Raw genomic sequence first — 16,462 nt, forward strand, 5'->3', positions numbered from 1 at the left:
GTTGCCTCCTGCTGCTGCCGTTCGGCCCCGCCTGCGTGCCCTGTGCGACCAACTTACCGCGCCTGTCGACCCCGGTCCCACCGACGCGGCGGCCCGCCGCCCCGCCACGCGCACGCCCCTGCCGCCCGACCAGCCCGGACGGTGATTTCGCCCCGGGCGTAACGATCGCGGCGCCCTGCGGTGATGGAGGGTCCCTCGGCTGGATCAGGCTCCGGTGAGCGCCTCGAGCAGGTCCTTCGCGCTAGGGCAGCGGTCGAACAGGGCGCCGACATGCGCCTTCGTGCCGCGCAGCGGCTCCATCATCGGCACCCGTACCAGCGACTCACGCCCCACGTCGAAGATCACCGAGTCCCAGCTCGCCGCGACCACCTCGGACGCGTACTGGGCCAGGCAGCGACCGCGGAAGTAGGCCCGGGTGTCCTCCGGCGGCTCGGTCATCGCCTCGCGGACCTGCTCCGGGGTGAACAGCGTCTTCATCGAGCCCCTGGCCACCAGGCGGTGGTAGAGGCCCTTCTCCGGCCGCACGTCGGCGTACTGCAGGTCGACCAGCTGCAGTTTGGGCGAGCCCCAGCTCAGGCTCTCCCGGTCCCGGTAGCCCTCCAGCAGGCGCAGCTTGGCCACCCAGTCCAGCTCGTCCGCGCACGACATCGGATCGCGGCCCAACCGGTCCAGCACGGACTCCCAGCGGCGCAGCACGTCCGTGGTCTGTTCGTCCCCGCCACGGCTGTCCACGAACGCCTGGGCACGCTCCAGGAACGCCCACTGGAGGTCCAGCGCGGTGAGCCGGCGGCCGTCGCGCAGCTTGATCCGGTAGGTCAGGCTCGGGTCGTGGCTGACCTGCTTGAGCTCGCCGACCGGGTCGGTGATGCCGAGGTCGGCGGTGAGCGCCTTCTCCTCGATCATCTCCAGGATCAACGCCGTCGTGCCGACCTTGAGGTAGGTGGAGATCTCCGACAGGTTCGCGTCACCGATGATCACGTGGAGCCGCCGGTACTTGTCGGCGTCGGCGTGCGGTTCGTCCCGGGTGTTGATGATCGGGCGCTTCAGGGTGGTCTCCAGGCCCACCTCGACCTCGAAGAAGTCGGCCCGCTGCGAGATCTGGAAGCCCGGGGTGGAGCCGTCCTGCCCGATGCCGACCCGCCCGGCGCCGCAGACGATCTGGCGGGTCACGAAGAACGGGGTCAGGAACTGCACGATGTCGGCGAACGGGGTCTGCCGGCGCATCAGGTAGTTCTCGTGGGCGCCGTAGCTGGCACCCTTGTTGTCGGTGTTGTTCTTGTAGAGATGGATCGGCGCGCTGCCCGGAATGCTGGCGGCCCGGCGGGCGGCCTCGGCCATCACCCGCTCCCCCGCCTTGTCCCACAGCACCACGTCGCGCGGGTTGGTGACCTCGGGGGTCGAATACTCCGGGTGGGCGTGGTCGACGTAGAGCCGGGCGCCGTTGGTCAGTATCACGTTGGCCAGCCCGAGATCCTCGTCGGCCAGCGCCTCCGAGGGGTCGTAGAGCGCGCCGGAGTAGGTGAAGCCCCGGGCGTCGCGCAGCGGCGACTCCTCCTCATAGTCCCAGCGGGCCCGCCCGTTGCGCGACAGCTCCGGCCGCGCGCCGTACGCATTGACGATCTGCGATGAGGTCACCATCGGGTTGGCCCCCGGCTGGCCCGGCACGGAGATGCCGTATTCGATTTCGGTCCCCATGACCCGATGCACGCCCATACCTCAGAGCCTAGTCGAGCGCCTCCGCTTGACCGTCATCCTCGCCCCGACGAGATTTCGCGCGGCGCGCGCATGGTAGGGCGAGCGCCGCGCCTCAGGAGCCGGTCGCGGACTGGACCGCCTGCCGGGCGGGCTCCGCCGCCGGCACCGGCCTCCCCAGCGGCGCCAGCAGGCCGGCCGCCACGACCACCAGCGCCGGATACGCGGCCAGGATGTCGCCCACGTGCGGCGTCGGAGATCCGGCGTGCAGCACCGCTGTGACGGCCACGGCGCCGGCCACGTACCAGGCGACCGGCCGGCGCCACGCGGCCACCGCCCCGGCCACGGCCACCAGGCAGGTCAGGTACAGCACCCGGTCCGGGACGAGATTGCGGAAGTCCGCGGCGATCAGTGGCACCAGCGACCGCGGAGTCCAGGACAGACCGGCCACCCCGACGCGTACCGCGCCGGCCACCACGGTCCCGAGCAGCGTCGCCGCGGCCGGCAGGGTCCACGGGTTGCCCACCCGCCGCGCCCGCACACTCGACGCGGCCCAGCCCGCCACCGCGCCGCCACCGATGGCGGCACCGACCGGGAGGGCGAGCGTGGCGAGCGCCGCGAGCCCGGCGAGGGCCAGCAGCCGGAGGCGCGGCGGCAGCGCTCGGACCGCCGCGCCGAAGCGCCCGGTCACGCCCGCGCCGCCGTCCCGCCCGTGGTCGGGCTCACCGGCCCGGCCCGGCTCGCCGTCGGGCAGCAGCACCACGGCTCCGGCGCCGGCGGCCAGCAGCACCGCGTAGTGCCAGGAGCCCAGCACGGTCGACAGCAGCAGGCCGGACAGGGACAGCGTGATGCCTGCCAGAATCCCGGCGCCGGCCCCGAACCGGTCGGCCACCAGCAGCACGATCAGCAGGAAGGCCGCCGCCAGCAGGAGGAACGACAGGACGACCAGGGCGTGCTGGGGCGGCCGGACGCGCCGCCAGACCACCACCACGGCTCCGAGGAACGTCACACCGGCCAGTACCCAGCCGAGCCGGGGAACGTCAGGCCCGGAGCGCCCGATGCCGATCTCCGCCGGTGCGTCGACGCTGCGCGAGGGCGCGCGGCGCGGTCGGGCCACGAAGTCGGCGATCAGCGACAGGGCGGTGAGCAGGATCAGCGGGTGGATCGGCACGAGGTAGCGGTAGTACGACGGCCACACCACCACCAGGTTGAGCGCGCCGGTGGCGATCGCCGCGCCGGCGGTCAGGGCGACCAGTTCGCTGCGCCACCGCCACAGCGCCAGGATGGCCACCGCCACGGTCGCGACCAGGGCCAGGTCGGTGCGGATGTAGTGGTAGTCCGCCTTGGCGATGTAGTGGATCCCCCACGGGATGCTGCGCACCCCGCAGTGGTGCAGCGCCTGGCAGGTCAGCTGCTGGTAGCGGGCGGACAGGTTGAGCGCTCCCCCACCGAACCAGTGGCTGGTGATCACCGACTGGCCGACCAGGGTCAGCAGGGTCGCGGCGACCGCCGCCACGGCAAAGCGCCACCACGCGTTGAACAGGCGTCGATCGCGCAGCGCGACCACGAGCCAGGCCAGTGCCACGCCGGCGGCCAGCGCGATCGCGAACTGCCGCACGAACAGCCCGGCCACCAGCGCGACCGTGAACCACAGCAGGTCGCGCCGGCGCGGTACGCGGGCCAGCGGCAGGAACACCACGCAGGCCAGGGTCAGCGCGACGGCCAGCGACTCGGTCATCGCGTACAGGCCGTACCGGGAGACGGTCACCGGGATCAGCAGCAGCAGGCCGGCCAGCAGGCCCCAGTGCCGGCCCCACAGCCGGTGCGCCAGCAGCGCCACCAGCACGATCGACACGGCGAAGGCGACCACCGGCACGACGAGCATGCCGTTCGGGCCGAACAGCGCGACGAACGGCGCGGACAACAGCGGGTACAGCGGGCGGGCGCCGGCCACCGCCCCGTTGGCGCCGGAGAAGAACGAGTGCTCGTAGCCGGGGACCCAGCAGAAGCCGCACGGCGTGACGCCGTCCATGTTGACCAGGAAGTTGTGCGTACGGTGGGCGGCGTCCGCCTCCGAGTAGCCCAGGTACCGGTACGCCCAGGCCAGGTAGAGCCGGGAGTCGGAGAGCCATTGGGTGCGGGTCACCACGTTGGCCCAGCACACTGCCGCATAACAGCCGGCCAGCAGCAACCATCCCCAGGGTGGTACCGCGGCGGTGAGCCGTGCTCGCAGCGACGACATCGGCGCTCCCGTCATCATCGGCAGGACATCCACTGTTTCCGGCGGGGTAACTTACCACCGACATGTTGGACGCATCCGTCCAACATGGCCACCCCGGCCGGAACCAGCCGGCTCCGGCGGAGGAAACGGCCGCTCCACGTGGGCAACAGCGCGAGGGGCGGAACCCGATGTCGCCGGATCCCGCCCCTCGCGTGGCGTCGTTACGGGTGGTGCTCGATGCGCGGTTACAGGTACTGACCGGTGTTGGTCACCGTGTCGATGGAGCGGCCCGACTCGGCGCCCTTGCCGCCGGAGACCAACGTGCGGATGTAGACGATCCGCTCGCCCTTCTTACCGGAGATGCGCGCCCAGTCGTCGGGGTTGGTGGTGTTGGGCAGGTCCTCGTTCTCCCGGAACTCGTCCACGCACGCGTCGAGCAGGTGCTGCAGGCGCAGACCCTTGCGGCCGGCGGAGAGGAACTCCTTGATGGCCATCTTCTTCGCCCGGTCGACGATGTTCTGGATCATGGCACCGGAGTTGAAGTCCTTGAAGTACAGGACCTCCTTGTCACCGTTGGCGTAGGTGACCTCCAGGAACCGGTTCTCGTCGGTCTCCGCGTACATCCGCAGCACCGCGGCCTCGATCATCGCCGCCACGCACGCCTTGGCGTCCCCGCCGTGCTCCGACATGTCGTCTTGGTTCAGCGGCAGGTCGGACAGGATGTACTTGCTGAAGATGTCCCTGGCCGCCTCGGCGTCCGGCCGCTCGATCTTGATCTTCACGTCGAGCCGGCCCGGCCGCAGGATGGCAGGGTCGATCATGTCCTCCCGGTTGGAGGCGCCGATCACTATGACGTTCTCCAGGCCCTCCACGCCGTCGATCTCGGAGAGCAGCTGGGGAACGATGGTGTTCTCCACATCGGAGGAGACGCCCGAGCCCCGGGTCCGGAAGACCGAGTCCATCTCGTCGAAGAACACGATCACCGGGGTGCCCTCGCCGGCCTTCTCCCGTGCCCGCTGGAAGATCAGCCGGATGTGACGCTCGGTCTCACCCACGTACTTGTTGAGCAGCTCGGGGCCCTTGATGTTGAGGAAGTAGCTGGTGTGCTTCTCCTCGCCACGCCGCTCGGCGATCTTCTTGGCCAGCGAGTTGGCCACCGCCTTGGCGATCAGGGTCTTGCCGCAGCCGGGCGGCCCGTACAGCAGCACACCCTTGGGCGGGCGCAGCTGGTGCTCCCGGAACAGGTCGGCGTGCAGGAACGGCAGCTCGACCGCGTCCCGGATCTGCTCGATCTGCGAGTGCAGGCCGCCGATGTCCTCGTATCCGACGTCCGGCACCTCCTCGAGCACGAGCTCCTCGACCTCGCTCTTGGGCACCCGCTCGTACGCGTAGGCGCTGCGCGGCTCGATGAGCAGCGAATCGCCGGAGCGCAGTGCGGCCACGTTGAGACTCTCGGCCAGGTGCACCACCCGCTCCTCGTCGGCGTGGGAGATGACCAGGGCCCGGTCGGGCTTGCCGTCGATCGGGCTGTCGAGGACCTCCTTGAGCATGACCACCTCGCCAGTGCGCTCGAAGCCGAACGCGTCGACGATGTTGAGGGCATCGTTGAGCAGGACCTCCTGGCCCCGGCGCAGGTCCTCCACCTGCAGCGCCGGGGAGACCGCGACCCGCAGCTTCCGACCGCCGGTGAACACGTCCACCGTGCCGTCTTCATGCCGTCCGAGGAACACGCCATAACCGCTCGGCGGTTGGGCGAGCCTGTCGATCTCCTCTTTGAGGGTCACGATCTGGGCACGCGCCTCCTTCAGCGTGGCCACCAGCCGCTCGTTGTTCTCGGTCAGTCGGGCCAGCTGGGACTGTGTCGCGGCTAGCCGCTCCTCCAGCTGACGCACGTGCCGCGGGCTCTCGGTCAGCTTGCGCCGCACCAGTGCGAGTTCCTCCTGTAGGAACGCGACCTGGGTCGAGAGATCGTGGGCCTCCTTCTCCCAACGGGCGGCGCGGGTCTCCGCGTCGTCACTACGTGCCACGTCCCACCTCCCCGGGGGCTTGAACGTTGTGGTCTAACACTAACCGCTGATCGCCTCTGTTCGCCCCTACCGGCTGGGCCGTCACGAACTCTTATTGTTAGCGGTACCTTTCAGGGTGATGTTCGCGGCATTTACCGGGAGGTTCGGCGTGTCGGTCCCCACCGATGAGTTGAGTGTTTGGGTGGACCAGGATCTGTGCACCGGAGACGGCCTGTGTGTGCAGTATGCGCCGGAGATTTTCGAGTTCGACGTCGACGGACTGGCCTACGTCAAGGACGGCGGAGGCACCCTCCAGCTGACCACGGGCAGCCGGGCCGAGGTGCCCGCCGGCCTGCGGTTGGAGGTGCTGGACGCGGCCCGGGAATGCCCCGGGGACTGCATCCACGTGCTGCGCGCCGCCGACGGCCGGGAGGTCGCCGGACCGGACGCCGAGGACTGATCCGCGCGCCATGCGCGAAAAGGCGTGTGGGGCCGTGTCACGGCCACAGCGGGCCACGAGGTGGCCGCAGGCGGGCGCGCGGGACCTAAATGGGACGTCCGACCAGTGACGCCACCAGGCGGGCGAACTCCTCCAGCCTGGCGATCTGCCCCGAACCCCCATCGTCGAGCGTCTTGCCGAAGCGCAGCGCGTCGTGCCGGATCAGGGTGCTGGACTCCTCGTTGGCCACGGTCCCCAGGCCGGCCTCGTCCAGCGAGCTGAGCAGCAGGTACACGTCCACGCTGTCGACCCGGGCGGGGCCGGTGCCGCCCCGGGTCAGCCGCCGCCGGCAGCCCACCTCGGTCACCGCCGACAGCGGCACCACCCGCAGCGAGGAGGTCATCGCGCCGGGCGGGCCCTCGCTGGGCGGCACGTCCTCGCCGTGCCAGAGCACCAGCCGGGTGCCGTCGCAGACCACCACCTCCTGCCAGACCCCGTTGACCTCGTTGACGAACCGTTCGAGGGTGAACCCGAGAACGGTGGCGCCGCGCAGCACCCCACCCAGCGACTCCAGGGCCACCTCCGGATCGCGCAGGTACGCCCGGGCGGCGGACTCCAGGTCGGGGTAGGGCGACCAGTCGGGGAAAACGGCGGGCAGGTCGCCGAAGGCCGGCCCGCTCATGTCGCGTCCCCCGGCAGATTTTCGGGCGCCCCGAGGCCGCCGGGCGCCTGGACCTCCCGCGGCGCCTGAACTTCCTGCGGCGCCTGAACCCCGTTCGGCGCCTGAACCCCGTCCGGAGGCTGGACCGGCTCGGGCGCCGCGGCGCCGGCCTTGCGCAGCGCGTACGCCTCGGCGCCCTTGCTGGGCTTGCGGCGGCGCGGCGGAGCCTGCACACCGGGCGCCAGACGGCGGGCGCTGACCAGGAACGCGGTGTGCGCGATCATCCGGTGGTCGGGCCGGACCGCCAGGCCCTCGGCGTGCCAGTCCCGGATCAGCGACTCCCACGCCCGGGGCTCGGTGAAGCCACCCTGCTCGCGCAGCCCCTCCACCAGGTCGGACAGCTGCGGAGTAGTCGCGACATAGCCGATAAAGACCCCACCTGGCACCAGAGCCCGCGAAACCAGGTCCAACATCTCCCACGGGGCGAGCATGTCAAGAATGATCCGATCGAAGCCGGTGTCTTGGCAATCGGCGACGTCGCCCGTGCGCAGCTCCCAGTTGCCCGGCCGCTGTCCGAAGAACGCCGTGACGTTGCGCTGGGCGATCTCGGCGAAGTCCGGCCGCAGCTCGTAGGAGATCAACTCGCCGTGCTCGCCGACGGCCCGCAGCAGCGAACAGGCCAGCGCGCCGGAGCCGGCGCCGGCCTCCAGCACCCGGGCGCCGGGGAAGACGTCCCCCATCGCGACGATCTGGGCCGCGTCCTTCGGATAGATCACCTGGGCGCCGCGCGGCATGGACAGCACGTAGTCGGCCAGCAGCGGCCGCAGCGCGAGGTAGGCCGTGCCGCCGCTGGAGCTGACCACGCTGCCCTCCGGCGCCCCGATGAGGTCGTCGTGGGCCAGCCCGCCCCGGTGCGTGTGGTAGACCCGGCCGGGCTCCAGCACCAGCGTGTGCAGCCGGCCCTTCGGATCGGTCAGCTGGACCCGGTCACCGGGCTGGAACGGTCCGCGACGGGCGGTGGCGGTGGACGGTGCGGTCAACGGGTCTGCCCCCTGGGTTCGAGTACGCGCATGAGATCGGCGACCCGCAGGACGCCGACCACATCCTCGCCCAAGGTCACTACGTACTCGCTCGCCGGGTTGGCCTGAACGGCCTCGACCAGGTCCATTCCGCCCAGACTGGCGGGCAGCACGCGGGCCCGATCCAGCCCGGCCGCCACGGTGTCGACCGCCACCCAGGCGCGACGCTCCACCGGTACGGCGGCCACCGCGGCGTCGTTGACCACGCCCAGCAGCTGCCCGGCCGAGTTCACCACCACCAGCACCGGCGGTGGGGGCGGCAGCGTCCCCTCTGCCGCGGACGGCGACGACGACAGCGGCTCGGCTCCCTGGTGGGCGGGCGGCGGGAACGGTGGCCCACCGGCCGGCTGCCCGGTGGCGTCCACCGGCTGCCCGGGGGCGCCCGGCCCCTGCGGGTTCTGCCCCGCCTGGCCGTAGCGGCGCAGCGCCTCCGCCAGCGGCGTGCCGGTGAGCACCGCGAACAGGGGGTGGGCCAGCCGGCCCGCGTTGACCAGGGGCAGCCGCACCCCGATGCGGCCGAACCGGATCGACTGGGTCGCCCCGCTCCACAGCGTCCAGGCGACCAGCACGGTGATGATCAGGCCCAGCCAGAGCAGGATGTGGCTGAGGTAGAGCACCAGCGCGGTGACCAGGCTGGCCACCGCCACCACCCGCCCGGTCCAGCCGGCCACCCGGTCGCCCAGGTGCCGGTCGTGGCTGGCCGCCCAGACCCCGGCGCGCAGCGCCCGGCCGCCGTCCAGGGGCAGCCCGGGCAGCACGTTGAAGACCGCCACCACCAGGTTGCTGAACGCCAGTTGGAAGGCCAGTTCGTGGACCACGCCACCGTCCGGCAGCAGCAGGGTCACCAGGGTGGCGAGCAGGCCCAGCGCGAACGACACGGCCGGCCCCACCAGCGAGACGATGGCCTCGACGCCGGGGCGGGGGCTGTCCCGGTCCATCTCGGTGTAGCCGCCCAGCATCTCCAGGGTGATGCCGCGCACCCCGATGCCGAAGCGCCGGGCGGTCAGCGCGTGCCCCAACTCGTGCAGCAGCACCGAGACCAGCAGGCAGATCACCAGGCCGAAGCCGATGATGTAGGCCAGCGGGGTGGACAGGTCGGGGCGGCGCAGCGCGACGTAGCCGCCGTAGGTGAAGGTCACCAGGACGGCCAGCACGAACCAGGAGGCGGTCAGGAACACCGGCACGCCGGCCACCCGGCCCAGCGGTATGCCGACGGTCCGCGTGGCCCGCGGTGGCTGCGAGCCGGCGGGTGTACCGCCGGTGGGGGGTGGCGCGACTCGGTCCTCCATCGTGCCGATGCTACGGACTCGCGCCGAGGGATACCCAGCCGCGGCACGCGAGGCGTGCGGGGCCGCCCCGGTTTCGTCGTACTCCTGCCCTAGCCTGTGTGCCATGACGATCGAGGCGGCGAGGTCCGGGGAGCTGGCAGGGTCCACGGAGCTGGCAGGGTCCGGGGAGCTGGCACGGTCCACGGAGCTGGCGGAGTCCGGGGAGCTGGCCGGGTCCGGGGAGCTGGCACGGTCCACGGAGCTGGCGGAGTCCGGGGAGCTGGCCGGGTCCGAGCGGCTGGACAAGCCGGGGCGGTCCGGCTCGGGCCCGACCGCGGCGGTGCCCGCCGGCTTCCCGCCCGGCCCCCGGCGCGGCGAGGCGCCCGCCCCGGACGCCCCCCGCCGGCCGTCGCTGTCGCCCTCCCGGGCGGCCGACTTCAAGACCTGCCCCCTGCTCTACCGGTTCCGCTCGATCGACCGGCTGCCCGAGCGGCCCACGCCGGACCAGCTGCGGGGCACCCTGGTACACGCGGTACTGGACCGGCTGTTCGACCTGCCGGCGCAGCAGCGCACCCCGAACCGCGCCGCCGAGCTGGTCGAGCCGCAGTGGCGGCGGATGGTCGAGGAGCAACCCGAGCTGCTCGGCGTGTTCGCGCAGGCCCCGGCCGGGCTCGGCGAGGCCCCGGCGGAGCAGGCCCGCCCGCAGCAAGCCGTCCCACGCCAGGCTCCCCTGGACCAGGGCGCGCCGGACCAGGGCGCGCGGGGGCAGGGCGCGCCGGAGCAGGGCGCGCCGGAGCAGGGCGCGCCGGAGCAGGGTGCGCCGGAGCAGGGTGCGCCGGAGCAGGGTGCGCCGGCCGCGCCCGGGCCCCGGGACGCGGCCGTGACCCCCGAGGAGTTCCTGGCCGCCGCGCGGGACCTGCTCGGCGGGTACTTCTCGGTGGAAGACCCCCGCCGGTTGGCGCCGGCCGACCGCGAGTGCCTGGTCAGCGTCGAGGTCGACGACGGCCGGCTGCTGCTGCGCGGATACATCGACCGCCTGGACGTCTCCCCCGCCGGCGACCTGAGGGTGGTCGACTACAAGACCGGCGGGGCGCCGCGCGAGGCGTTCGAGGCGCGGGCGCTGTTCCAGCTCAAGTTCTACGCGCTCGTGCTGTGGCGCACCCGCGGCGTGGTGCCGAAGGTGCTGCGCCTGCTCTACCTCAAGGACGCCGAGGTGTGCGACTACACCCCGGAGGTCGACGAGCTGGACCGGTTCGAGCGCACGCTGATCGCGCTGTGGCAGGCCATCGACCGCGCCACCGAGCAGCGCGACTTCCGGCCCAAGCCGAGCCGGTTGTGCGGCTGGTGCGCACACCAGGCGCTGTGCCCGGCGTTCGGCGGCACCCCGCCGCCGTTCCCTGTGCTGCCGGCGGCCGCGCCGATCGAGCCGCCGGACCCGATGGACGACTAGCCGATGGCCACCCGGCGCCCGGTGCGGCTGCTGATCGCCGACGCCCAACCGTTGCAACGCACCGGTTTCCGCGCCGTGCTGAGCACCCACGGCGACCTGCACGTGGTCGGCGAGGCCGGCGACGGTGTGGAGGCGGTCGAGCTGTCCCGGCGGCTGCTGCCGGACGTCGTCCTCATGGATGTGCGGTTGCCGCGCCTGGACGGGATAGCGGCCACCCGGGCGATCGTGGCCGCCGCGCTGCCCGTCCGGGTACTCGTGCTGGCCGGGCTCGACGTCGACGACCACGTGCTGGGCGCGCTGCGTGCCGGCGCCCGCGGCTTCCTGGCCAAGGACGTCGCCGCCGACGACCTCGTCGCCGCCATCCACTCCATCGCGGCCGGGGGCGCCGTGCTCGCGCCGCCCATGCTGGGCGGTCTGCTGGACCGCTTCGCCGCGTCGCTGCCCGACCCCCAACCCCAGGCGCCGACGGACCTCGCCGCGCTGACCGACCGGGAACGGGAGGTGCTGGTCGAGGTCGCCCGGGGGCTCACCAACGCCGAGATCGCCGGGCGGCTGTCGGTCAGCGAGACCACGGTGAAGACCCACGTCGCGCACGTGCTGGGCAAGCTCGGACTGCGCGACCGCGTGCAGGCCGTCGTGCTGGCCTACGAGTGCGGTCTGGTACGCCCCGGCAGCGGCGCGACCGCGCCGACTCGGGGTCAACCCTGATGCCGGGTGGGGGCTGACCCCCACCCAGAAATCCGCCCCGCTTACACCCGTGGGCTGAGGAACGCCGCCATCGCCGCCCCGACGATGAACCTGCCGGCCAGGTGGTCGCCTGGCCGGTCCAACAGTCTCGGGAGGATTCGGTGACAACGACGCCGGCAATCACGACGGCATCCGCGACGGGGGTCGCCGCTCGTGCCACAGATGTGTGGAAGGTGTACGGCTCCGGCGAGGCCCAGGTCGTCGCGCTGCGCTCGGTCAGCGTCGAACTGCGCCGCGGCCAGTTCACCGCCATCATGGGCCCGTCCGGCTCCGGCAAGTCCACGCTCATGCACTGCCTGGCCGGTCTGGACACGGTCACCCGGGGCGAGGTGACCATCGGCGCCACGAAACTCGCCGGCCTGTCCGACGCCGGCCTCACCAGGCTGCGCCGTGATCAGATCGGCTTCATCTTCCAGCAGTTCAACCTGCTGCCCACGCTGTCAGCCGAGGAGAACATCCTGCTCCCGCTGTCGATCGCCGGGCGCAAGCCGGACCGCGCGTGGTACGACACCGTCATCGAGACGGTGGGCCTGCGCGACCGGCTGCGCCACCGGCCCACCCAGCTCTCCGGCGGGCAGCAGCAGCGGGTCGCCTGCGCACGGGCGCTGGTGTCCCGGCCCGAGGTCGTCTTCGCCGACGAGCCCACCGGCAACCTCGACTCCCGCTCCGGCGCCGAGGTGCTCGGCTTCCTGCGCCGATCGGTACGCGACTTCGGCCAGACCATCGTCATGGTCACCCACGACGCCAACGCCGCCTCGTACGCCGACCGGGTCATCTTCCTCGCCGACGGCGAGATCGTGACCGAGCTGCGCGAGCCGACGCCCGACGCGGTACTGGAGACGTTGAAGCGCATCGACGTGCTGGCCGCCGACCGGGGCGGGGACCGCTGATGCTGCGCGCCACGCTCAAGAGCCTGACCTCACGCAAGCTGCGGCTGGTCCTGTCCGGCCTCGCGGTCGTCCTCGGCGTCATGTTCGTCGCCGGGGCGTTCGTGCTCACCGACACCCTCGGCCGCTCGTTCACCAGCCTGTTCCAGACCGCGTACGCCCACACCGACGTCCAGGTCTCCGCGAAGTCCAAGCTCGGCGTCGGCCTGGGCGGCGACCAGGGCATCGCCAGCCTGCCCGGATCGCTGATCGACAAGGTCCGGCAGGTGCCCGGGGTGGCCTCCGCCACCGGAACGATCAGCGTCGACGGCGCCCGGGTGGTCGGCGCCAACGGCAAGGCGGTCACCACCTACGGCGCTCCCCAGTTCGGCACCAACTGGACCGGTACCGGCACGGAGCGGCTGGAGCCCGGCAGCCGGGCACCGGCGGCCGACGACGAGATCGCGATCAACGCCGGGCTGGCCAAGACGGCCAACCTCAGGGTCGGCCAGCGGGTCGGCGTGCTGACCCTGAGGCCGCAGCAGACCTTCACCGTGGTCGGCATCTTCGGCTACAGCGGCGGCCGGGACTCCCTCGGCGGCGAGCAGACCGTCGCCTTCACCACACCGGTCGCCCAACGGCTCATGCTCGGCGCGCCGGGCGCGTACTCGGCGGTGGACGTGCGGGCCGGCCCGGGCGTGGACGACGGCACCCTGCGCGACCGGGTGGCCGCCGCCGTCGGTGGCGGGTACCAGGTCCAGACCGGCAAGCAACTGGCGCACGACGCGGCGGCCGGCTTCCAGAAGGCCCTGTCGTTCTTCAACTACGTGCTGCTCGGCTTCGCCGGGGTGGCCCTGTTCGTGGGCGTCTTCCTGATCCTCAACACCTTCTCCATCATCGTGGCGCAGCGCGTCCGGGAGCTCGCGCTGATGCGCTCGCTCGGCGCCAGCCGCCGTCAGATCATCAGCTCGGTGCTTTTGGAGGCCCTGGTCATCGGGCTGATCGCCTCGGTGCTGGGGCTGGGCGCCGGGGTCGGCGTCGGCGCGCTGCTGGCGTTCGTGTTCGCCAAGGTCGGCGCGAGCGGGCTGCACCTGGCCGGCGTCGGCGTACCCGCCTCGGCCGTGATCGCGTCCTTCGCGGTCGGCATCCTGGTCACCCTCGTCGCCGCGATGCTGCCCGCCCTGCGGGCGTCCCGGGTGGCACCGATCGCCGCGCTGCGCGAGGTCGCGGCCACCGACCGCCCGCTGACCCGGATCACCATCAGCGGCGGCGCGATCACCGCCCTCGGCGCCGGTGTGCTCGCGCTGGGCCTGACCGGCGGCGGCGGGGACGGGACGCTGTGGGCGATCCTCGGCGGGGTGCTGATCTCGTTCATCGGGGTCGCGCTGCTCACGCCGCTGATCAGCCGCCCCGTGGTCTCCGGGCTCGGCCGGCTGTTCGCCTGGTCGGTCCCCGGCCAGCTGGGCCGGCGCAACTCGGCACGCAACCCGCGCCGCACCGCCATCACGGCGGCCGCGCTGATGGTCGGGCTCGCGCTGATCACCGGCGTCAACGTCATCCTCAGCTCGGCGACCGCCAGCATCCACCAGGTGGCCGACTCCCAGGTCAGCGTCGACCTGATCATCTCCGGGGACGGGGGCGCCTCATCGATCGTGCCGACCTTCGACCGGTCGGTACTGGACAGGGTGCGCGCCACACCCGGGGTGGCCCAGGTGGCAGGCGTGTACGGCGACTCGGCCCGGGTCGACGGCGACCTCACCTCGGTCGACGCGGTCGACAACCCGGCCGGCATGCGCGACATGTTCGACCTCAAGGCGAAGTCCGGCACCATCGCCACGATCGGCTCCGGGCAGCTGATCCTTGACCAGAAGCGGGCCGACTCGCTCGGACTGCGCGTGGGCAGCCGGGTCCCGGTGCAGCTGTCCCGCGGCGACGTGCGCACCTTCACGATCAGCGGGATCTACGCCGACAACGACGTGTACAGCGGCTGGGTCATGTCGGCGGCGGACGTCTCCGGGTTCCGGACCGACCAGCCGGAGCAGGCGCTGATCAAGCTCGCGCCCGGGACGTCCGTGGCCGGCGTCAAGGCGAAGGTGGACACGCTGCTGGCGAACAGCCCCGAGGTCAACGTCGCCGACCGCACCGAGTACGTCGACCAGCAGGCCGCGCAGCTCAACACCGTACTCACGATGATCCAGATCCTGCTGGCCCTGGCCATCCTCATCGCGGTACTCGGGATCATCAACACCCTGGCGCTGTCGGTGCTGGAACGCACCAGGGAGCTGGGCCTGCTGCGGGCGATCGGCCTGCGCCGGGCGCAGACCATGCGGATGGTCACGGTGGAGGCGGTGGTCATCTCCGTGTTCGGCGCGCTGCTCGGCCTCGCGGTGGGCAGCGGACTGGGCGCCGCGGTCGTGCGGGCCCTACACGACCAGGGCTTCACCACCCTGTCCTTCCCCTGGGGCCAGCTGGCCGTGTACCTGGTACTCGCTGGAATCGTCGGCGTGGTCGCCGCGATCCTGCCGGCGATCCGGGCAGCCCGGGTCAACGTGCTGGCCGCCATCGCCTACGAGTGACGCCAGCCGATCGGCCGCGGTCCGGTACTTGCGACCGGTCTGGCTCGGTGCGGCGGGCGCCGCGCACGACCCAGACCGGTCGACGGGGGTGTACCGGGCCGCGTCAGCCCACCAGCCGGCGCAGGTACGCCAGGTCCACCTCGGCCAGGCTGTCCGCCAGCGTCACGCCGTCAACCGCGGACAGGTCCACCTCGCAGGGCACGGCCAGCACCACAGCGCGGGCCGCCCGGGCGCTGGCCACCCCGGTCGGCGAGTCCTCGATCGCCACGCACCGGCGTACGTCCACGCCCAGCAGCCTCGCGGCGGTCAGGTACGGCATCGGGTGCGGCTTGGTCTCATCCACCTCGTCGCCGCACACCACGGCGGCGAAGTGCCGGCGCCCGATCGTCTCCAACGCCACGTCCACCAGGTGCCGGCGGGTAGCGGTGACCAGCGCCATCGGCACCCCGGCGGTGTACAGCTCGGCCAGCAGCTCGGCGGCGCCCGGCCGGAACACCAGACCGTCGATGAACAGCTCCTTGACCCGGGCCTCCAGCCACTGGATGCTCTCCTGCGGATCGCGCCAGGGCTGCCCGATGTCGTTGTGCAGGATGGTCATCGACTCGACCATGCTGGTACCGACCATCCGGGCCCGGGCCGGCGCGGACAGCCTGCCGCCGTAGCGCTGGGCCAGCTCGGTCAGCCCGACGTCCCACACCTTCTCGCTGTCTACGAGGGTGCCGTCCATGTCGAAGAGGACGGCCGCGAGGCCTCCGGCGCCGGTCATGATCTCAAGCGTAGCCGGTGGCAGGCCCGCGAACAGCCGGCTGTGACGCAGCCCCCGCCGGTGGCAGGCCCGCGAACAGCCGGCTGTGACGCAGGTAGCGCCCGGTGCGGACCCGTTGAGGGCCCGTTTCGACGCGGCGTGCCCGGCTTGGCCGAGTCGAGCGCCGGCCCATAGGGTGAGCCGATGTTCAAGGGATTCAAAGATTTCATCATGCGCGGCAACGTGGTCGACTTGGCGGTCGGCATCGTCATCGGCGCCGCCTTCACCGCCCTGGTGACGCAGTTCACGAGCTCGTTCCTCAAGCCGCTGATCCAGCTGATCGGTGGCAGCTCCGAGCACCGGACCGGTGCGCAGGTCACTGTGCGTGGCGCCACCTTCGCCTACGGCGACTTCATCAACACCGCCATCACCTTCCTGCTCACCGCCGCCACCCTCTACTTCCTCGTGGTGTTTCCGATGAACAAGCTGGCCGAGCGGCGCCGCCGCGGCCAGGAGCCGCCGCCGGCCGCACCCTCCGAGGAGGTCCGACTGCTCACCGACATCCGCGACGCGCTGGTCACGGCCCAGCGGGCATCGGGCCGCGCGCAGGCACCCCAGGACCCCCCGCCGCCGCCCCGCCGGCCGTACTGAACCCGGCGCGCACTCCCGAAAGACCGGCCGTCCCCGCGCCCGTGCCGCCGGCGCGCACGTC

General features: G+C 72.2%; 13 protein-coding genes. 6 read left to right on the forward strand and 7 right to left on the reverse strand.

Going from position 1 to position 16,462, the window contains the following annotated elements; genetic code table 11:
- Nucleotides 1-204: 204 nt before the first annotated feature.
- The 3 genes from dop to arc form a co-directional block, all read right to left on the reverse strand.
- Nucleotides 205-1,713 (reverse strand): depupylase/deamidase Dop, encoded by a 1,509-nt coding sequence (dop, locus tag ABEA87_RS07580; protein WP_345627327.1) that lies wholly within the window; start codon nucleotides 1,711-1,713, stop codon nucleotides 205-207.
- A 94-nt stretch (nucleotides 1,714-1,807) separates the two neighbouring features.
- Nucleotides 1,808-3,934 carry an ArnT family glycosyltransferase gene (locus ABEA87_RS07585; RefSeq protein ID WP_345627329.1) on the reverse strand — a complete coding sequence of 709 codons (2,127 nt, stop codon included), beginning with the start codon at nucleotides 3,932-3,934 and terminating at the stop codon, nucleotides 1,808-1,810.
- Between the two features lie 224 nt (nucleotides 3,935-4,158).
- Nucleotides 4,159-5,940 (reverse strand): proteasome ATPase, encoded by a 1,782-nt coding sequence (arc, locus tag ABEA87_RS07590; RefSeq protein ID WP_345627331.1) that lies wholly within the window; start codon nucleotides 5,938-5,940, stop codon nucleotides 4,159-4,161.
- Nucleotides 5,941-6,058: 118 nt separating this feature from the next.
- On the opposite strand from arc, the gene ABEA87_RS07595 reads away from it, so the two are divergent.
- Nucleotides 6,059-6,379: a ferredoxin gene (locus tag ABEA87_RS07595; RefSeq protein ID WP_345627332.1), complete on the forward strand. Its 321-nt coding sequence runs from the start codon at nucleotides 6,059-6,061 to the stop codon at nucleotides 6,377-6,379.
- 85 nt (nucleotides 6,380-6,464) lie between these two features.
- Here the strand turns inward: ABEA87_RS07595 and ABEA87_RS07600 are convergent, their stop codons facing one another.
- Genes ABEA87_RS07600 through ABEA87_RS07610 form a run of 3 tightly spaced genes read right to left on the reverse strand, consistent with a single transcriptional unit; the run spans nucleotide 6,465 to nucleotide 9,291 of the window.
- Nucleotides 6,465-7,040 carry a hypothetical protein gene (locus ABEA87_RS07600; RefSeq protein ID WP_345627333.1) on the reverse strand — a complete coding sequence of 192 codons (576 nt, stop codon included), beginning with the start codon at nucleotides 7,038-7,040 and terminating at the stop codon, nucleotides 6,465-6,467.
- Nucleotides 7,037-8,059, reverse strand: coding sequence for a tRNA (adenine-N1)-methyltransferase (locus tag ABEA87_RS07605; RefSeq protein WP_345627334.1), 1,023 nt, complete (start codon nucleotides 8,057-8,059; stop codon nucleotides 7,037-7,039). The genes ABEA87_RS07600 and ABEA87_RS07605 overlap by 4 nt, the downstream gene beginning before the upstream one ends.
- Complete coding sequence (locus ABEA87_RS07610; protein WP_345627381.1) at nucleotides 8,056-9,291, reverse strand: site-2 protease family protein; 1,236 nt, start codon at nucleotides 9,289-9,291, stop codon at nucleotides 8,056-8,058. Before ABEA87_RS07610 ends, ABEA87_RS07605 begins: the two co-directional genes overlap by 4 nt.
- A gap of 487 nt (nucleotides 9,292-9,778) precedes the next feature.
- Here ABEA87_RS07610 and ABEA87_RS07615 point away from each other — a divergent pair, with 487 nt between their 5' ends.
- The 4 genes from ABEA87_RS07615 (at nucleotide 9,779) to ABEA87_RS07630 (ending at nucleotide 15,005) form a co-directional block, all read left to right on the forward strand.
- Nucleotides 9,779-10,816: a RecB family exonuclease gene (locus ABEA87_RS07615; RefSeq protein WP_345627382.1), complete on the forward strand. Its 1,038-nt coding sequence runs from the start codon at nucleotides 9,779-9,781 to the stop codon at nucleotides 10,814-10,816.
- A gap of 3 nt (nucleotides 10,817-10,819) precedes the next feature.
- Complete coding sequence (locus ABEA87_RS07620) at nucleotides 10,820-11,524, forward strand: response regulator transcription factor (RefSeq protein WP_345627336.1); 705 nt, start codon at nucleotides 10,820-10,822, stop codon at nucleotides 11,522-11,524.
- 158 nt (nucleotides 11,525-11,682) lie between these two features.
- Nucleotides 11,683-12,453, forward strand: coding sequence for an ABC transporter ATP-binding protein (locus ABEA87_RS07625; protein WP_345627384.1), 771 nt, complete (start codon nucleotides 11,683-11,685; stop codon nucleotides 12,451-12,453).
- Complete coding sequence (locus ABEA87_RS07630) at nucleotides 12,453-15,005, forward strand: ABC transporter permease (RefSeq protein ID WP_345627338.1); 2,553 nt, start codon at nucleotides 12,453-12,455, stop codon at nucleotides 15,003-15,005. Before ABEA87_RS07625 ends, ABEA87_RS07630 begins: the two co-directional genes overlap by 1 nt.
- 103 nt (nucleotides 15,006-15,108) lie before the next feature.
- On the opposite strand, the gene ABEA87_RS07635 is transcribed toward ABEA87_RS07630, so the two are convergent.
- Nucleotides 15,109-15,771, reverse strand: coding sequence for an HAD family hydrolase (locus ABEA87_RS07635; RefSeq protein ID WP_345627340.1), 663 nt, complete (start codon nucleotides 15,769-15,771; stop codon nucleotides 15,109-15,111).
- 183 nt (nucleotides 15,772-15,954) lie between these two features.
- Here ABEA87_RS07635 and mscL point away from each other — a divergent pair, with 183 nt between their 5' ends.
- Nucleotides 15,955-16,401, forward strand: a complete 447-nt coding sequence (mscL, locus tag ABEA87_RS07640) for a large conductance mechanosensitive channel protein MscL (RefSeq protein ID WP_345627342.1) — start codon at nucleotides 15,955-15,957, stop codon at nucleotides 16,399-16,401.
- The last annotated feature ends 61 nt before the right edge of the window (nucleotides 16,402-16,462 follow it).

Source organism: Rugosimonospora acidiphila (genome assembly GCF_039543385.1).
Lineage (GTDB): Bacteria > Actinomycetota > Actinomycetes > Mycobacteriales > Micromonosporaceae > Rugosimonospora > Rugosimonospora acidiphila.

What these genes read in the sequence shown, in the direction of transcription:
- ABEA87_RS07595 (WP_345627332.1), top strand. Translation starts at nt 6,059, where the DNA reads ATGTTCGCGGCATTTACCGGGAGGTTCGGCGTGTCGGTCCCCACCGAT.
- ABEA87_RS07585 (WP_345627329.1), bottom strand. Translation starts at nt 3,934, where the DNA reads ATGTCGTCGCTGCGAGCACGGCTCACCGCCGCGGTACCACCCTGGGGA.
- dop (WP_345627327.1), bottom strand. Translation starts at nt 1,713, where the DNA reads ATGGGCGTGCATCGGGTCATGGGGACCGAAATCGAATACGGCATCTCC.
- mscL (WP_345627342.1), top strand. Translation starts at nt 15,955, where the DNA reads ATGTTCAAGGGATTCAAAGATTTCATCATGCGCGGCAACGTGGTCGAC.
- ABEA87_RS07630 (WP_345627338.1), top strand. Translation starts at nt 12,453, where the DNA reads ATGCTGCGCGCCACGCTCAAGAGCCTGACCTCACGCAAGCTGCGGCTG.
- ABEA87_RS07620 (WP_345627336.1), top strand. Translation starts at nt 10,820, where the DNA reads ATGGCCACCCGGCGCCCGGTGCGGCTGCTGATCGCCGACGCCCAACCG.
- ABEA87_RS07600 (WP_345627333.1), bottom strand. Translation starts at nt 7,040, where the DNA reads ATGAGCGGGCCGGCCTTCGGCGACCTGCCCGCCGTTTTCCCCGACTGG.
- ABEA87_RS07635 (WP_345627340.1), bottom strand. Translation starts at nt 15,771, where the DNA reads ATGACCGGCGCCGGAGGCCTCGCGGCCGTCCTCTTCGACATGGACGGC.